The organism is Acinetobacter sp. 10FS3-1, assembly GCF_013343215.1.
GTDB classification, from domain to species: Bacteria; Pseudomonadota; Gammaproteobacteria; order Pseudomonadales; family Moraxellaceae; genus Acinetobacter; species Acinetobacter lwoffii_C.
The window spans coordinates 1,294,549-1,310,015 of the sequence record NZ_CP039143.1 but is presented as its reverse complement, the minus strand read 5'-3'; the positions used below and the strand labels follow the sequence as shown (position 1 = coordinate 1,310,015).

13 protein-coding genes are annotated in these 15,467 nt (G+C 43.1%); 6 read left to right on the top strand and 7 right to left on the bottom strand.

Annotated features, from left to right (window positions below; translation table 11 throughout):
- The first annotated feature begins 152 nt into the window (after positions 1–152).
- Positions 153–1,823, top strand: coding sequence for an FMN-binding glutamate synthase family protein (locus E5Y90_RS06130; RefSeq protein ID WP_151204415.1), 1,671 nt, complete (start codon positions 153–155; stop codon positions 1,821–1,823).
- A gap of 72 nt (positions 1,824–1,895) precedes the next feature.
- On the opposite strand, the gene E5Y90_RS06125 is transcribed toward E5Y90_RS06130, so the two are convergent.
- Genes E5Y90_RS06125 through E5Y90_RS06110 form a run of 4 tightly spaced genes read right to left on the bottom strand, consistent with a single transcriptional unit; the run spans position 1,896 to position 5,637 of the window.
- Complete coding sequence (locus tag E5Y90_RS06125) at positions 1,896–2,942, bottom strand: alpha/beta hydrolase (RefSeq protein ID WP_151204416.1); 1,047 nt, start codon at positions 2,940–2,942, stop codon at positions 1,896–1,898.
- Positions 2,942–4,081: a YdcF family protein gene (locus E5Y90_RS06120; protein WP_174659700.1), complete on the bottom strand. Its 1,140-nt coding sequence runs from the start codon at positions 4,079–4,081 to the stop codon at positions 2,942–2,944. Before E5Y90_RS06120 ends, E5Y90_RS06125 begins: the two co-directional genes overlap by 1 nt.
- 8 nt (positions 4,082–4,089) lie before the next feature.
- Positions 4,090–5,124 carry a UDP-N-acetylmuramate dehydrogenase gene (murB, locus tag E5Y90_RS06115; RefSeq protein ID WP_174659699.1) on the bottom strand — a complete coding sequence of 345 codons (1,035 nt, stop codon included), beginning with the start codon at positions 5,122–5,124 and terminating at the stop codon, positions 4,090–4,092.
- Between the two features lie 3 nt (positions 5,125–5,127).
- On the bottom strand, positions 5,128–5,637 hold the full coding sequence (locus E5Y90_RS06110) for a low molecular weight protein-tyrosine-phosphatase (protein WP_174659698.1): 510 nt from the start codon (positions 5,635–5,637) through the stop codon (positions 5,128–5,130).
- A gap of 117 nt (positions 5,638–5,754) precedes the next feature.
- Between E5Y90_RS06110 and E5Y90_RS06105 the strand changes: the two genes are divergently transcribed.
- Positions 5,755–6,912, top strand: a complete 1,158-nt coding sequence (locus tag E5Y90_RS06105) for an iron-containing alcohol dehydrogenase (protein ID WP_174659697.1) — start codon at positions 5,755–5,757, stop codon at positions 6,910–6,912.
- Between the two features lie 59 nt (positions 6,913–6,971).
- Positions 6,972–7,406, top strand: a complete 435-nt coding sequence (locus E5Y90_RS06100; protein WP_174659696.1) for an acyl-CoA thioesterase — start codon at positions 6,972–6,974, stop codon at positions 7,404–7,406.
- An 8-nt stretch (positions 7,407–7,414) separates the two neighbouring features.
- On the opposite strand, the gene dnaX is transcribed toward E5Y90_RS06100, so the two are convergent.
- On the bottom strand, positions 7,415–9,511 hold the full coding sequence (gene dnaX / locus E5Y90_RS06095; protein ID WP_174659695.1) for a DNA polymerase III subunit gamma/tau: 2,097 nt from the start codon (positions 9,509–9,511) through the stop codon (positions 7,415–7,417).
- Positions 9,512–10,337: 826 nt separating this feature from the next.
- On the opposite strand from dnaX, the gene E5Y90_RS06090 reads away from it, so the two are divergent.
- Positions 10,338–11,413 (top strand): IS3 family transposase gene (locus E5Y90_RS06090; protein ID WP_101494812.1). Its coding sequence is split into 2 segments (ribosomal slippage): positions 10,338–10,590 and positions 10,590–11,413, totalling 1,077 coding nucleotides; the frame shifts between segments, so codons are not numbered across the junction.
- A 96-nt stretch (positions 11,414–11,509) separates the two neighbouring features.
- Positions 11,510–12,796 carry an ABC transporter ATP-binding protein gene (locus E5Y90_RS06085; RefSeq protein WP_174659694.1) on the top strand — a complete coding sequence of 429 codons (1,287 nt, stop codon included), beginning with the start codon at positions 11,510–11,512 and terminating at the stop codon, positions 12,794–12,796.
- A 108-nt stretch (positions 12,797–12,904) separates the two neighbouring features.
- Here the strand turns inward: E5Y90_RS06085 and E5Y90_RS06080 are convergent.
- Positions 12,905–13,656, bottom strand: a protein-coding gene (locus E5Y90_RS06080) for an IS5 family transposase (RefSeq protein ID WP_416377165.1) whose coding sequence is annotated in 2 segments (ribosomal slippage) — positions 12,905–13,422 and positions 13,422–13,656 — 753 coding nt in all. Because the reading frame shifts where the segments join, the coding sequence is not laid out codon by codon here.
- A gap of 160 nt (positions 13,657–13,816) precedes the next feature.
- Between E5Y90_RS06080 and E5Y90_RS06075 the strand changes: the two genes are divergently transcribed.
- A complete protein-coding gene (locus E5Y90_RS06075) occupies positions 13,817–14,377 on the top strand; it encodes a lecithin retinol acyltransferase family protein (RefSeq protein WP_151203941.1) in 561 nt (186 codons plus the stop codon).
- Positions 14,378–14,515: 138 nt separating this feature from the next.
- Here E5Y90_RS06075 and E5Y90_RS06070 read toward each other — a convergent pair whose 3' ends face one another.
- On the bottom strand, positions 14,516–15,427 hold the full coding sequence (locus E5Y90_RS06070) for a bestrophin family protein (protein ID WP_174659693.1): 912 nt from the start codon (positions 15,425–15,427) through the stop codon (positions 14,516–14,518).
- Between the last annotated feature and the right edge of the window lie 40 nt (positions 15,428–15,467).

The window sequence follows — 15,467 nt, the reverse complement described above, 5'->3', positions numbered from 1 at the left end:
TGCAAAATTTCTCGCTATTATCTATCCAGCTTTTCCTTGATTCAGGGCTATTACAATAAGCCTATAAAATTAAACAACAATTCTCTGCTTGTATCTCAGCCCTTGGTTTGTACATGATAAAGCCTATGTAGACTCAGGGAAATAAAATCACAATGGCTAACCCCGCTCAATTAATACGCCACAAACTATTGAATACTTTTTTTTCACGCCACTCGATCTGGTTTGCGTGCATTATTATTGCCGTGATTTTTACCACGTTTCATATTGGTTATGAGCCGCATTATATTAATTATTTTATGCCACAAACCCTCGTGAATACCTTATGGATTGTGACTATTCTACTGAGTTTACTTGGGCTATATGATGTCCTGCAAACCAAACATTCCATTCTTAAAAACTACCCAATCATGGGGCATTTCCGCTTTATTTTTGAGGAATTCCGCCCCGAAATTCGTCAGTATTTTATTGAAGCAGACCGTGATGCGTTGCCTTTTTCACGTATGCAGCGCAGTCTGGTCTATCAGCGAGCTAAAAATGAAAATGCTGACAAGCCTTTTGGCTCAATCCTGAATGTGTATGAAGATAATTACAGGTTTGTGACCCATTCTATGACCCCATGCCAGATTGCAGATCCACAAACCTTCCGTATCCTGATTGGGAATGAACAATGTAGTCAGCCCTACTCTGCTTCTATTTTTAATATCTCGGCCATGAGTTTCGGCAGCCTGAGTGCCAATGCTGTTCGCGCTCTTAACCTGGGTGCTAAAAAAGGTGACTTTTATCATGATACTGGTGAGGGCAGCATTAGTCCCTATCATCTGGAACATGGTGGGGACCTGGTCTGGGAACTCGGTAGCGGCTATTTTGGCTGCCGTACGCTAAGTGGTCAGTTTGATCCTGAACGCTTTGCAGCCCAAGCTCAACTACCTCAAGTAAAAATGATTGAAATCAAGCTCTCACAAGGTGCCAAGCCGGGCCATGGCGGTATTCTGCCAAAGAGCAAGATTTCCGAAGAAATTGCCCAAATTCGTGGCATCAGTCGTGAGCATGACTGTATTTCCCCTTCTAACCACCCGGCCTTTTCCACCCCTATTGAAATGATGCATTTCATTCGGCAATTACGTGAACTTTCTAAAGGCAAGCCTGTCGGCCTCAAGCTTTGTCTGGGACAACCCTGGCAGTTTATGAGTATGGTCAAAGCCATGCTGCATACCCAGATTTACCCGGATTTTATTGTGGTAGATGGCTCTGAAGGCGGGACTGGCGCGGCCCCCATTGAACTAGTGGACTACGTAGGCGCTCCTCTACGTGAAGGTTTGCTTTTTGTACACAATACGCTGGTAGGTGCAGGGATCCGGGATAAAATCAAGATTGGTGCCAGTGGTAAAATTATTAGTGCCTTTGACATCGCCAGTACTCTGGCAATGGGTGCTGACTGGGTCAATTCAGCGCGAGGCTTCATGTTCGCCGTAGGCTGTATTCAGGCACAAAGCTGTCATACCAACCAATGTCCAGTCGGCGTAACCACTCAGGATCACAACCGCCAGAAGGCTTTGCATGTCCCGACCAAAGCTGAACGGGCATTTCATTTTCATAAAAACACCCTGCATGCTCTGGCAGAACTGATTGCCTCTGCAGGTTTAGAACATCCTTCAGCCATTAAGCCGCATCATCTGGCACAGCGGATTAGCAATCATGAAATCAAGAATTTTGCGCAGATTCATTTCTGGTTAAAAGAAGGCGAATTACTGTCTTGTGAAAACAAGGATGAGGAGAATTTTTACTTCCGGATGTGGAATATGGCTGAACTGGAACGCTTTTGATTTTACAGGTCTCAGATTCCTACTCAATTAAAGAGGCGTTATTCAACGCCTCTTTTAGATTTTGGATGCTGCTTAATAATAAGTTTTGCTGCCATGCGCATGCAGGAAAGCCGGAATAAGACCTGTTAAGGCTGCCCGTATATCCGCACGCTCATTAATCAGCTGATGCGAACCTTCTTCTAGCATCAATAGAGTCTGCAAACGGAACTTACGCCGGATAAACTCGATATTATAACGCCAGTCCACTGTCTGATCCTGCGCACCCTGCGCTAGCCAGACCGGAATACGGCAAGCTGGACGCTCTTCCATTTCCAGCATCCAGCGCGACATGGCCAGAATCCAGTCCATCCCCATCATACGGGGCTGCAAAGGATCTTTTAAACGGATAAAACGCAGGAATTCCGGATTATGATTATTCCGTCTAAAATGCCGTGGCACTTCACGCTTAATCCGACTAATAATTCCCAGTCCAAGCGGATTATGCCACCAGGCTGTCTTGGCTGGACGAATCAGTGGAGAGAGCAGCAGCACACGATCCACAAAAGGATTCTCGCGGCGTTCTGCAAATTCCAATAAGTGATGCATCCAGATCGCGCCACCGGTACTTTGTCCAATACCAACCCAAGGCTTCGGTAATTGCGTTGCATGTTTGACATAATGATACACGGCATGCAAGACCTGCTGATAATGGTCAAAATTCTGAATGCTGGCCGGTGAACCATCGCTCAGCCCATGCCCCGGCAAATCATAGGTCAGTACGCTAAACCCCTGTTCCAGCAGTTCCCGTACAATCGGCTGATAGATTCCGCTATGTTCCAAATAGCCATGTAATAAAAAAGCCGTACCCTGTATCTTGTCAAAACGGGTATTTTCCAGATGAGGCTCAAAGACCTGAACATGCAGCCTGAACAGTGGCATTTCGATATAGCCCTGCCAGTGTTTACAATCCAGTGAATCAAAGCCATATAACTTGCGATAGGACTGCAAATCAGGTGATACCTGCTCGTCTAGCCGGTTTAAATTCAGCGATTCTAATAATTGCGGCGTAATGTCCCGGCTCGGTACAGGCAGGTCAAGCTGTTTTAGGATTGCAGGATTTAAAAATGGAATATCAGACATTATGGTACCTCCCGACAGTCACTGGATCCGAACCACACATCGCGTATGGTGGCCAACAGTTCATAATTGGCCCGGCGACTATGATCATAGTTTTGTGTACTTGGACGCCATCTGGTTAATGACGTCGGCATTGGTGCTTCTACCGGAATGGTCTGAATTCCGTTTAATGCAAATAAACGGCGGGTACGCGGCATATGATAACGGTCTGTAATCAGTATCACTGTCGGTGCTCCACCTTTTTTTTGTAATAATAACGAGCTAAAGCGACTGTTCTCACAAGTATTCATACTGCGATCTTCAAGCAGTTTGGCATCGACATCATATTGTTGTAGCCAGCGTTGCATATAAGGTGCTTCAACGCCACTTAATACAATCGGCAACTGAAAGCGTTTTTCAACTTCTAGGGTTGTTTCCAAACGCAGTCGAGTATAATTATTAACCACTATATCTTTGCCATTTTCGTCCAGCGTCAAACCACCACCCACCACTACAATTGCATAAGGTTTGGCGTTATTAAGTGGCTTTTGTTGCTGATCTTGTAACAATGCCAGCTCCTGCTGGATGGCTTTCTCGTCCACCAGTTCTGCTGCGCTGGCTTCTTCCTGCTCCAAAGAATGAGTAGTCAAAAACTCGATATACTGCTCTATACGCTCTTTATTTTCATTGCTGTCCCATTCCAGTAACTGGCGGACATTTTCGGTGGGATCACTAATTTCCACAGCGACGGCCTGAGTGGGCAATAACGGCACTTGCGGCGGAGGAGTTTGCTCAGCTTTTTCTTCCTGCTGTTGACGTTGGTAGTCTTCGATTAGCTGCTGCAACGCTTTATAACGGGCCTGAATCAGCACTAGGTTAGCTGAGTTATTTTGCTGAATATCCTGCTCGATTACCTGTAAATAAGCCTGACGGGCAATCCATAAATCAGAGCCTGGCTCCAGTGTTTCATGCTCACTCAGAGCAGCCATTTTTTGGCTTTGTGCCGCAACTTCATTCACTTCCAGAGATACAAACTGATTGAGTCCCTTAACCACCAGATGCGAATAAAAAGGCGAATAGAATAACACCAGCAAACAGCCGAACAGCACAAACAATCCCGTGATTAGCTGTACCAGACGGACCATCCAAAAGGTGTTTTTCATTTAATTATTCATCCTTGATGAGAACGGATTAAGCCATTTATATCAAATAATACCGGCTCCGGCTCTAGCATGATCCTAAATTGTGCCCAGACTGCCTGTTGTACCGCATGATATGTATATTGCACATCTTTCAGCGATGCCTGACCATAATTCACCAGTACCAGTGCCTGTTTATGAAACATCCCTACCGGCCCCAGCTGTTTACCTTTCCAGCCCGCCTGATCAATCAGCCAGCCTGCCGCTATTTTAACCCGATCATTAGGCTGCGGATAATGGGGTAAATGCGGGAAATTTGCTGCAATTTGGTCAAAATCTGTCTGATCCACCACCGGATTTTTAAAGAAACTTCCCACATTAGGATAGTCTTTAGGATCAGGCAATTTGCTTTGGCGGATGGCAATCACCTGCTGTTGCAGATTTTCTGCAGTGAGATGATCACCTACCGCAGTCTTCAGATCTCCATAATTCAGTTTCAGATCTTCATGTTTGAGTAATTTAAACGTGACGTGCGTAATGACATAACGAGTCGGGTCATCTTTGAAAATACTATGCCGATAGGCAAACTGGCAATCTGCCGCAGCAATTGACCCAAACTGCTTGGTCTGGCGATCATATACCTGTACCGAGTCGATAAACTCGCCGACCTCAACCCCATAAGCGCCAATATTCTGTACCGGAGAGGCACCGACACGTCCGGGAATCAGCGCCAGATTCTGTAACCCATACAGCTGCTGTGCAGTGGTCCAGAGCACAAAATCATGCCACACTTCACCTGCGCCAACTTGTAGAAATTGATGGTGCTCATCTGCATGCAGCAGTTCAATTCCGCGGATATTCATATGCAATACCAGCGCATGGATGCGTTCAGGTAAGAGCATATTACTGCCGCCTGACAGAATTAAACTATTCAGCTGCTGCTGTGCTGCAAAATCCAGTGCAACAGTCAGATCATCCGTCGACTGAATTTCCGTATAATAAGAAGCCACCGCGTCAAGATTCAGGGTATTGAAGGATTTAAGCTGAACTTCAGTTTGAATCTGCATAACTTAAACCTGGCTGCTTTGATGCTGTTGAAAAATCTCGACCCAAGCTTTGCTGCTGGACTCACATTGATCCAGCACACGCTCAAAGCCCTCAGCACCTCCATAATAAGGATCGGGTAAGGCCTGCTGTGGATAGTCCTGATCATGCTCGCTCATCAAGGCAGTACGGGCACGTAAAGCACCGAATTGGGCTTCCGCCTTGGCTTGCAAGTCTTGAATATTAGACAGGTTTTCCAAATCCATAGCCAGAATCAGGTCATGCTCAAGAAAGTCCTGAATAGTCAGCTGACGTGCCCGTAAGCTAGATAAGTCATAGCCACGCTTTAAAGCATGTTGCTGACTGCGCAAATCGGGTGCCTTGCCCGGATGATAATTACTGGTGCCAGCTGAATCGACCACAATGTTGAGTTTCCTTGCATCACAATAATGTCTGAGTACCACTTCTGCCGTGGGAGAGCGACAAATATTTCCCAAACAGACACATAACACCTTATATGGCGTTCTGGATGACATAAACAACCTCAAAGTTAATCAATTCCTGGATTCTTATGTTAAGTTATTTACTGCATGAATCCTATATCACCCCCCTAGAATAATCTCGTATTTAGCATAAAAAGAAAGGATAAGCCCATGGATCGTTTTCAGTTTCAAACCGTACCCAATATTATTGCCGGACTTGGCGCGATTCAGGAATTGTCCCAGATTCTTAAAAAAGGCCGTTATGAACGGCTGTTGCTGGTCACTGATCCCGGCATGTTTCAACATAAACTCCATCTTCCTATTCTAGATATTGTTGAAGATGCTGGACTGGACTATGCCATTTATGCTCAGGTTCAGGCTGATCCGGCCGATACTCTAATTCTTGAGGCAGCCGCTTTTTCCAAGCAGGAAAATATTGATGTGGTGCTCGGTTTTGGTGGCGGCAGCTCCATGGATGTCGCCAAACTGATTGCGATCTTGAGTCACCCGACGCAGCATCAAAGCCTGTCCGACCTGTATGGGGTTGATCAGGCCACTGGCCCACGTCTGCCGCTTATTCTGGTGCCTACTACGGCAGGGACTGGCTCTGAAGTCACGCCTATTTCCATTGTAACAACCGGAGAAACCACTAAAAGTGGGATTGTGGCCCCTATTCTCTATGCTGATACGGCAATTTTAGATGCCAGTTTTACCCAGAGCCTGCCGGCACATATCACAGCAGCGACCGGCATTGATGCCATGGTGCATGCAATTGAAGCTTATACCTCAAAGCTCAAGAAAAATTTTTATACAGATATACTGGCCAAGCATGCCCTGACACTTTTGAACCAGAATCTGCCTCTGGTACTCAAAGATGGCAGTAATCTGGAAGCACGACAGAATATGCTGGTCGGTTCAATGCTGGCCGGGCAGGCTTTTGCCAATGCACCTGTCGGTGCCGTACATGCGCTGGCCTACCCTTTAGGTGGACATTTCCATATTTCTCATGGGCATAGTAATGCGTTGGTACTGACTGAAGTTCTGAAATTCAATATACCGGCTGCCAAACAGCGCTATGCCGAGCTTATGACTTGGCTGGAACCACAAAGCAAGGGCTGTCATGATGGGCTGGCGGATCTGTTTATTGACCATTTTAATAATCACTTAACCAAAAGCGGACTCACTTTAAAACTCAGACAACTGGATATTCCTGAGCATATGCTGATAGTTATGGCAGAGGATGCCATGAAACAAGGACGTCTGTTGCAGAACAATCCACGAGAGCTGAGCGTAGAGGATGCTTACCAGATTTATCAGGCAATTTATTAGTTTTTATCTAAAAAAAATAGACCATATTTTCCGACCTAATCGCTTGAATCTTAAACTTTATGAAATTAACTATTAAACAGCGCGCGCAATATTCTTTTTTTCTGCCTATTCAGACCCGCTGGGCCGATAATGACTTGTATGGACATGTCAATAATGTCACCTATTACAGCTATTTTGACACGGCAGCGAATACACTGCTCATTCAAAAAACAGGTTTCGACCCGAAATCTTCTGCTTTTATCGGACTGGTGGTTAGCTCCAACTGTCAGTTTAATCAAGAATTGTCTTATCCCGAGATCATTGAGGTGGCTGTGGCAATTGAAAAAATAGGACAATCTTCCCTATGTTATGATCTGGCAATTTTTAAGCAAGGTTCAGACAGCGCAGCAGCTCAGGGCAGTTTTATTCATGTATTTGTAGACCGTCAGACACGAAAAAGCATCCCGATTTCTAAAGAAATGCGGGATGCTTTAGCAGAATATGCTTCGCCTTAAGATATGTTCTATTTCAGCTGAATATTTTGCAGTTCGCCATCAAACTGCCGAATCAGGTCACGCACTGCCGGCTCGGCATAGAGTAGCTCTTTAGCACGTTTAAAAGCTCGTGCTTTACGTTCATGTTGCATGACATATGGCGTAAGTTGCTCGACATCTTCAAATTTGACCGTAAAGAAAGTCTGTGGCCATTTCTCCTTCAGCGCTTCTTCCAGAATGTGCTGCAACTGGCTAAACAACTGCTGATATTGTTCAGGCAGATGAAATACCGATGCTGCATTAATCTGGCCACTCATAATACCGTATTGTGCCAACTCCTGTACCGCTGGAGAAAGCTGGCTATTTCTAAACCAGTATTCCCATTTCTCCACCGTCCACTCACCTTCCAGCACCTGTTCAGGTGTTTTTAGAATATCCTGAGGCATTAAATCTGCAGAATTATTCTGCTCAGTTTTTGCAAGCTGTGCCCTTGGCTGAGATTCTAATGTAATAGCTGTTTCATTCAGCTGCTGCTCGGCCACCACCTCTTCGCATGCTGCTTCAAGTACAAGGTTTTGCCCGGTCTTTTCATGATGAATGGAAGCTGCCTCAGCCGGCAAATATTCCGCCAAAAGAAAATCATCACTACTGTCGGTACTTTCTTCAACGGTCTCTGTCGCGACAATGTCTTCAAATCCAAACAGCGCATCGCCACTTTCCGGATCAAATAGTATAGAGGCAGATTCAGTATCGGCCCTAACGACCTCACTGACAGGCAGAACGGTTGCATCTGGAGTTTGACTGAATGCAGGAGTACCAGATTCAGTCTCTGCTACTTCATCTTCCAGAAAATCATCCGAAGATGGTTCAGATGATGATAGCGTTTCAGCCTTATCTGTATCTTCTAATGAAAACCCATCAAAGGCAGGGGCTGCCTCTACAGCTTCCGTCTGACTGTTTTTTAGGGGCGGTTGCAAACGGGTCGAGGGCGTCTCCTCTGCTGGAGCTGGCGTAGCCTGAGTGACCGGAATTTCATGAGGCTGGATTGGACGGAAAGCCAGTAAACGCAATACTGTCATTTCAAAGCCCTGCTCCTGAGTGACGGCCAGCTGTAAATCGGCTCGTCCTTTACAGGCAATCTGATAGTAAAGCTGTAGGTCCTGTGGAGAAATCAGCGCAGATAGCTGCATGATTTTTTTATTGATTTCAGCACTATATTTCAGGCTTAAATCTGGCAGATACTGGAGTAATGCCAGTTCATGCAAGGTCGAAATCAGCTGATCCAGAACTAGGGATACATCCAGTGCCTGCTGACGGAACTGAAGCAAGAGTTCGCTAACCCGTGCTTTTTGATTCTGATGAACTGCCAGAATCAGGTCATAAATAATGGTACGGTCAATCAGACCCAGCATGTCTTTGACATCTTGATGCTGAATGGCTCCTTGACCATAGGCAATCGCCTGATCAGTTAAAGACAAAGCATCACGTAAAGACCCTTGGGCAGATTCCGCGATTTGCCAGATCGCATCCTGATCGGCCTGAATGCTTTCTTTGCTTAAAATATTGCCTAAATGTTCGGTAATTTCATCTATCGCCAAAGGACGCAAGGTAAATTGCAGACAACGGGAAATCACCGTAATCGGGAGCTTCTGGGGATCTGTGGTGGCAAACAGGAATTTAACGTGTTCTGGGGGTTCTTCTAAAGTCTTGAGCAAGGCATTAAAAGAATGCGTAGACAGCATATGCACTTCGTCAATCAGATAAACCTTAAAGCGACCTTGGGTTGGCGCATAAGGTACGTTATCCAACAGCTCACGGGTATCTTCCACTTTAGTACGGGATGCGGCATCAATCTCGATCAGATCGATAAAACGTCCTTCATTAACCGCCGTACAGGTCGGGCAAACTTCACACGGTGTTGCAGTCACACCCGTTTCACAGTTCAAGCACTTCGCCAAAATACGGGCAATGGTGGTTTTCCCCACTCCACGCGTTCCTGTAAATAAATAGGCATGATGCAAACGGCCACGCTCAAGTGCACTGGTTAAGGCACGTGAAACATGGTTTTGACCCACCAACTCATTAAAATTACGAGGACGATATTTTCGCGCAAGTACTTGATACATGTATGCTCCTTGTTACAGGCCTAAGCATACTGTCTTTTTACAAAATAGTGAATGAGTTAATGAATTATGGCTCTTTCCCTAGAGATACTATCAATTTGATTTAATTCTTTCATCTTAAAAGTATTATTTTCATTTTTATGGATTTGAATGACGACAGTATAAGTTTTACAGAGTTTTAATTAATGATCAGGCTTACTTAATTTTTCCCGCTCTTCGATTATTATAGTAGGCAGAATTTAGTAGCTTAATAAACGTCAGCTCTCCTCAACAAAGTTTGCTGATGAAAAACCTATCTGAAATCAAACCAATACCAATAGAAGTTCATCCAAGTGCCACCATATTAAATGAGATAGGGAATTTAAGAAATAATTGATAAAGTGAACTAAAATTATTTGAGATAAAGGTGGAGAGAAATTTGCACACTTCCCCTCAGAATGATCTACAGAACGTTAAACATACATTATTTGAAAACAGCAAATTATTTATTAAACAATCAAAGATTTATATCTTTTTATTATGCTGTTCTATTTTGTTGTCAACAATACTTGCAGTTTTGGCTCCTTATACCTTTGCGTCAATGATTGACAAAGTTACCTTAAGTAATTCTGTAGAGACTATAATAGGTTTAGGCTTCTTTTTTTATGCAGTGTTACTTGGGCTGTCTTTAATTTTTAAAGAAGCTGTAATTTACCTATCTGTCATTCTTGCAGAAACCTTGAATTATATTAGCTCTACAAACTTTTTTAAGAAAATCAGGTAATCCCCCCTAAAAATAATAGGATCTAAAAGTAGAATTTTCTCTTAAGATACGAGCAGGAGATTCTGCATGAAAACATCTAAATTTACTGACAGTCAGATCATGTCCATCTTGAAACAGGCAGAATCTGGCACACCTGTAGCGACCCTTTGCCGTGAACACGGCATGAGTAATGCTACCTTTTATAAATGGCGTGCCAAATATGGTGGTATGGATACATCATTAATGGCTCGACTGAAAGAGCTAGAAGCCGAAAATACCAGACTTAAAAAGATGTATGCGGAAGAGCGATTAAAGGCCGAAATCATCCAGGAAGCGATGGCAAAAAAGTGGTAAAGCCATCTTGCCGGCGTAAGATGGCACAACAGGCAGTTGCCCAGCATGCCATTAGTATTCGTTTGGCTTGTAAAGCATTTGGCATTAGTGAAACCTGCTACCGCTATCAAGCCAAACTCAGCGATGACAATGCACTCATTGCTGAACAGCTCATTGAACTCACTGAGGAAAATTCCGATTGGGGCTTTGGTTTGTGCTTCTCGTATTTACGGCATGTTGAGAGTTGCTGCTGGAATCACAAGCGGGTTTACCGCATTTACTGTGAGTTGGCACTGAATCTGCGTATTAAACCGAGAAGAAGACTAAAACGGCATGCGCCTGAACCATTGAAGGAACCAATCCGAGAAAATCAGGTTTGGTCATTAGATTTTATGCATGATCAGCTTTCCGATGGTCGCAAGTTTCGATTATTGAATGTGATTGATGATTACCGCCGCGAAGGCCTAGCCATTGAAGCAGGGTTTTCATTGCCCACAATCAGGGTTATTCGTACGTTGAATCAATTGCTGGAGTGGAGAGAAAAACCGTTAGTGATCCGATGCGATAATGGTCCCGAATTTATCAGTCACGAATTTGTGCGCTGGGCTACTGAGCACGGTATTCGTATTGAATATATTCAACCGGGTAAGCCACAGCAGAATGCGTATATTGAACGCTATAATCGGACCATACGTTATAGTTGGCTGAGCAAGCATTTATTTGATACTTTGGATGAAGTACAAGATTATGCAACAAACTGGTTGTGGCATTACAACCATGAAAGACCACATCAAGCTAACAAAGGAAAGCCACCTCTAATGGCTGCTTAACCTCTACTTTTAACTTCGGTTATTTATGGGAGGATTACCATCATTCTAAAAGAATCTCACTTTTTTATTGACCATAATCCTGCTGAAATTCAGGCAATGCAAAATCAGGGAGCATTTGCATTGAATAAAGTGATGCAATTAAGTCTGATTTCCTTTATCCCAAGTGCCTTACAAATTGTTTTTTCATGCTTTATTCTCGGCCTGAAGCTAGATCCTAAGGTGGTGACAATTGTTCTTTTATACGGGTCATTTTTTATTGGATTATCATATTTTTCAAGTAAACGCATAGAAGAATATTTAAAAGTAGCAACCAGTGAAAGACAAAAAAACACCCAGTTGGTGGGCAATGCCATGTCTATGATGGATATCTTAAGATTTTTTAATGCAGCTGCCTGGATAGAGCATCGGTTTCAGGAAGGTTCTAAACAAATATTGAAAAGCCTGACCTCATATTCTTTAAAGCGTACTTACTATGCTGTTATTTTTGGTTTGGCTCTTAGCATTCAGTTTATTATTACTTTTTATATTCTTATTCCTGATGTTCAGGCAGGTCGTATGAGTGTGGGCGATCTGGTTTTATTTAATACTCTATTGCTTCAACTTAATACACCTTTTGAAATGATCGGGAGATGTATACTTGAATTTAATCAATCTTATATAGAATTCAAACCTTTTGCCAGAATGTGGAACGAACCAGAATTAGCAGACAACTCAAAACAATTAACAGCAAACTGTCCAGAGAGTAAACATCTTTCTGGTGTCTTAAAATTTCAGGATGTATCTTTCACTTATTCAAATGGACGTAGAATTCAGAATATTAACTTTACTGCAAAACGTGGAAAAATCACTTTTCTAACAGGTGATAGTGGGGCAGGTAAATCAACTATTTTCAAGTTGATTTTAAAACAAATTGAACCTGATCAAGGAGATATTGTAGTGCACAATATTTCTTTAAACAGTATTGACCGTAATACATGGTTTTCACAAGTAGGTGTAGTTCCACAAGAAGTAATGTTACTGAATGATTCGATTAAAAATAATATTTGTTTAGGGCGGCCTTATGATGACCATAAAATTTATCAGGCAGCTCAAAAAGCACAAATTTTAGATCGTATTATCATGATGCCCGATGGTTTCGATACCAAAGTTGGGGAAAGAGGCATGACTCTTTCTGGCGGAGAAAAACAAAGGATCTCTATAGCGAGAGCACTATATGCTGATCCCGAATTTCTGCTCTTGGATGAGGCCAGTTCAAATTTAGATATAGAAACAGAGCATGAAATTATGTCTCATATGCGTAGCCTAAAAGATAGCGTGACGATCATAGCTATTACTCACAATCCTGAACTTATTCATAAGGAAGATATAGTCATACAACTATAGATTGTGCTAGATTTCAATTTATTTAAAATCAACATACTATGCAGCCCTGATATAAAATCAGAGCTGCATACTTTTAAGCTTCTTTTATGTAATTGCTAGGGCTTGTCCTCATTTGGCTTTGCACCAAATAAACATGCAAGCAATGTAGATCATAGACTGATAATTTCGTGCAAGCTTATCAAATCGGGTAGCAATAGCACGGAAATGTTTTAATTTCGCAAATGCATTTTCAACTAAATGTCTTAATTGATATAGATATTTATCAAACTCCTTATTCAACCTCTTACTATTTGATCTCATTGGAATAATGAGAATCATATCCTTATTCTGGGCATATATTCTAATCTGCCCAGCATCATACCCCTTATCAGCAATAAGATAAGTTGCCTCGTCTACAGTATCAATCAGTTGTTTTGCAACTTGACTGTCGTGGACGTCACCCCCAATGATTTTAAAATCAATCGGTAATCCATTCGCGTCGGTTGCAAGATGTATTTTTGTTGTTCGTCCACCACGTGATTGTCCAATTGCTCTTTTGAAACCATGCCGAGCTCCACTTGCATGTTGATGCACGCGTATGTAGCTTCCGTCAATGAATACCCATTCTTGATCCAGGACGCCTCGTAATCTAAAAAAAATTTATCCCACAATCCCTTGCTTGCCCAACGATTAAAGCGATTGTAAGCAGTTTGCCAAGGACAAAATTCTTGGGGAATATCCCGCCATGTGGCGCCTGTACGCAGTTTCCATAAGATCGCTTCCATGATATTTCTACGATTCTTTGAACAGTAGCAACCATGTAATCGCATAGTATCTTGAATTTTCTGCCGGATATCATCGGTAAGAAGAGTGCGCGCCATTGAAAATGTAGAAATAAAAATAACTCAAAGGAGGATTTTAAGTATTTAAAACCAATTCTTCAAATGAGGACACGCCCTAGCTAAAATGTCGATTAATTCACAAAAAAACAGTACACTTAAGCTTTAAAATACACTTGTTATTAAATGGTTTAATCTTTACATGCAGCAGACTAAACGGTTTCCCATAGGAGCGCATCTTATGGTGAAACATTTCGGTTATACTCATCACGGGATTTATGCCGGGCGTGGTCGTGTAATCCACTATTCCGGATTTGCGCATTTATTTAAGAAACATCCCATTGAAATAACGTCTATTGAAAAATTCAGCCACGGCAAGCCGATTCAAATCCAGTATTATAAATCAGCTAAATATACAGGCCGTAAAGCAGTCCGTCGCATGCGTTCCAGAATGCATGAAAACAACTACCACCTGATTATCAATAATTGCGAACACTTATGTACCTGGGCCATTACTGGCGTGGAAAGCAGCCCACAGGTTATTCGCATGATGAACCGTCTAACCACCATCGGTTATATCAGCTCCATGGTGAGCTTTATGAACAGCATGTTCCTGACCCTTACCACCACCAGCTTCGCGCTTGCGCTCTATATTAAAAAGAAACTCCATGACAAGGCCAAAATGCGTGTGCAGCAATATCGTGACTTACAGGAGCAGATCAAGAGCAAACGCCCGGATCTGGGCAATCTGAAACATCGCTAAAGCTTGGCATTAAAACATACAGTGAATATTTTCCGCATCAAGCTGGCTCAATACCATCCTGAGTAAATGACAGCAAGGCATTTACCTCTGACCGATCACTCAATCCAAAAGAATCACTTGAATCAGGCCCGCATTTTCTTAGGTTAAATAGACTTTCTTAGACTGAATCGCCTCAGGTAGGGCCTGTCCTAATGAGCTTAATGTTTCGCGCTCAACCAGCCTGACAATCGAATCCAAAGGCAGGTCATTATCCTGAAGCCCGAAAGGCTCTTCCAGTTCAGAACTCAGCTCATCCAGCCCCAAGAACAGATAAGCAATCAACGCGACTAGAATTGGCGTCCACAGGCCCAGACTGGCTTCCAGGCTAAATGGCAAGATGAAGCAGAAAGAATAGACAGCCCGGTGCAACAACACCGAATAGGAAAATGGCAGCGGTGTCGACAGAATACGATCACATCCTGCCTGAACATTGCCTAAGGCCACTGTATGCTGATTCAGACTATTATAAATAATATCCGTGATCTTACCCTGCCGATATTGCTGAACTAAATCTTTCTGGATCTGCTCCAGAACCCATTGCGAAGCATTCATATGGGTTGGTAACTGTTCAAATGAATTAGACTCAAACTGTGTACTGGACTGATAATGCTGAATACTTTGCTGCTGCTGCCTTAAGCGGTCACGCAGAAGATGAGTAAATAACATCATCCGATATAATAAAACTTCACGTGTCTGATCATCCAGGACATAACTATCACGGCATAAATGGCGGGTTGTGGAAATTAAGGCGCCCCATAACTTGCGCCCTTCCCACCAGCGGTCGTAACTGGCATTATTTCTAAAGCTTAAAAATATCGACAGAATGACTCCGAAAATAGTAAAGCCAATAGCCGGGACTGCCGGTAAGGTGAGAAAGTGTGCCTGACGCAGATAGACCAATGTACCTGATAGAAAAACCACCAGAACCAAAGCCGGCAGAACTTTAGGCAAAATCGTGCCATGCCATGCAAATAACAAACCAAAGCTATTACTTTTATCACGAACAATCATTGAGTCTTTCCTGCTGCATCGAAAAAGCCCAACCGGAGTT

Excerpts from the sequence above, each read along its gene's own strand:
- E5Y90_RS06130 (WP_151204415.1), top strand. The coding sequence starts at position 153 with ATGGCTAACCCCGCTCAATTAATACGCCACAAACTATTGAATACTTTT.
- E5Y90_RS06125 (WP_151204416.1), bottom strand. The coding sequence starts at position 2,942 with ATGTCTGATATTCCATTTTTAAATCCTGCAATCCTAAAACAGCTTGAC.
- E5Y90_RS06120 (WP_174659700.1), bottom strand. The coding sequence starts at position 4,081 with ATGAAAAACACCTTTTGGATGGTCCGTCTGGTACAGCTAATCACGGGA.
- murB (WP_174659699.1), bottom strand. The coding sequence starts at position 5,124 with ATGCAGATTCAAACTGAAGTTCAGCTTAAATCCTTCAATACCCTGAAT.
- E5Y90_RS06110 (WP_174659698.1), bottom strand. The coding sequence starts at position 5,637 with ATGTCATCCAGAACGCCATATAAGGTGTTATGTGTCTGTTTGGGAAAT.
- E5Y90_RS06105 (WP_174659697.1), top strand. The coding sequence starts at position 5,755 with ATGGATCGTTTTCAGTTTCAAACCGTACCCAATATTATTGCCGGACTT.
- E5Y90_RS06100 (WP_174659696.1), top strand. The coding sequence starts at position 6,972 with ATGAAATTAACTATTAAACAGCGCGCGCAATATTCTTTTTTTCTGCCT.
- dnaX (WP_174659695.1), bottom strand. The coding sequence starts at position 9,511 with ATGTATCAAGTACTTGCGCGAAAATATCGTCCTCGTAATTTTAATGAG.
- E5Y90_RS06085 (WP_174659694.1), top strand. The coding sequence starts at position 11,510 with ATGCAAAATCAGGGAGCATTTGCATTGAATAAAGTGATGCAATTAAGT.
- E5Y90_RS06075 (WP_151203941.1), top strand. The coding sequence starts at position 13,817 with ATGCAGCAGACTAAACGGTTTCCCATAGGAGCGCATCTTATGGTGAAA.
- E5Y90_RS06070 (WP_174659693.1), bottom strand. The coding sequence starts at position 15,427 with ATGATTGTTCGTGATAAAAGTAATAGCTTTGGTTTGTTATTTGCATGG.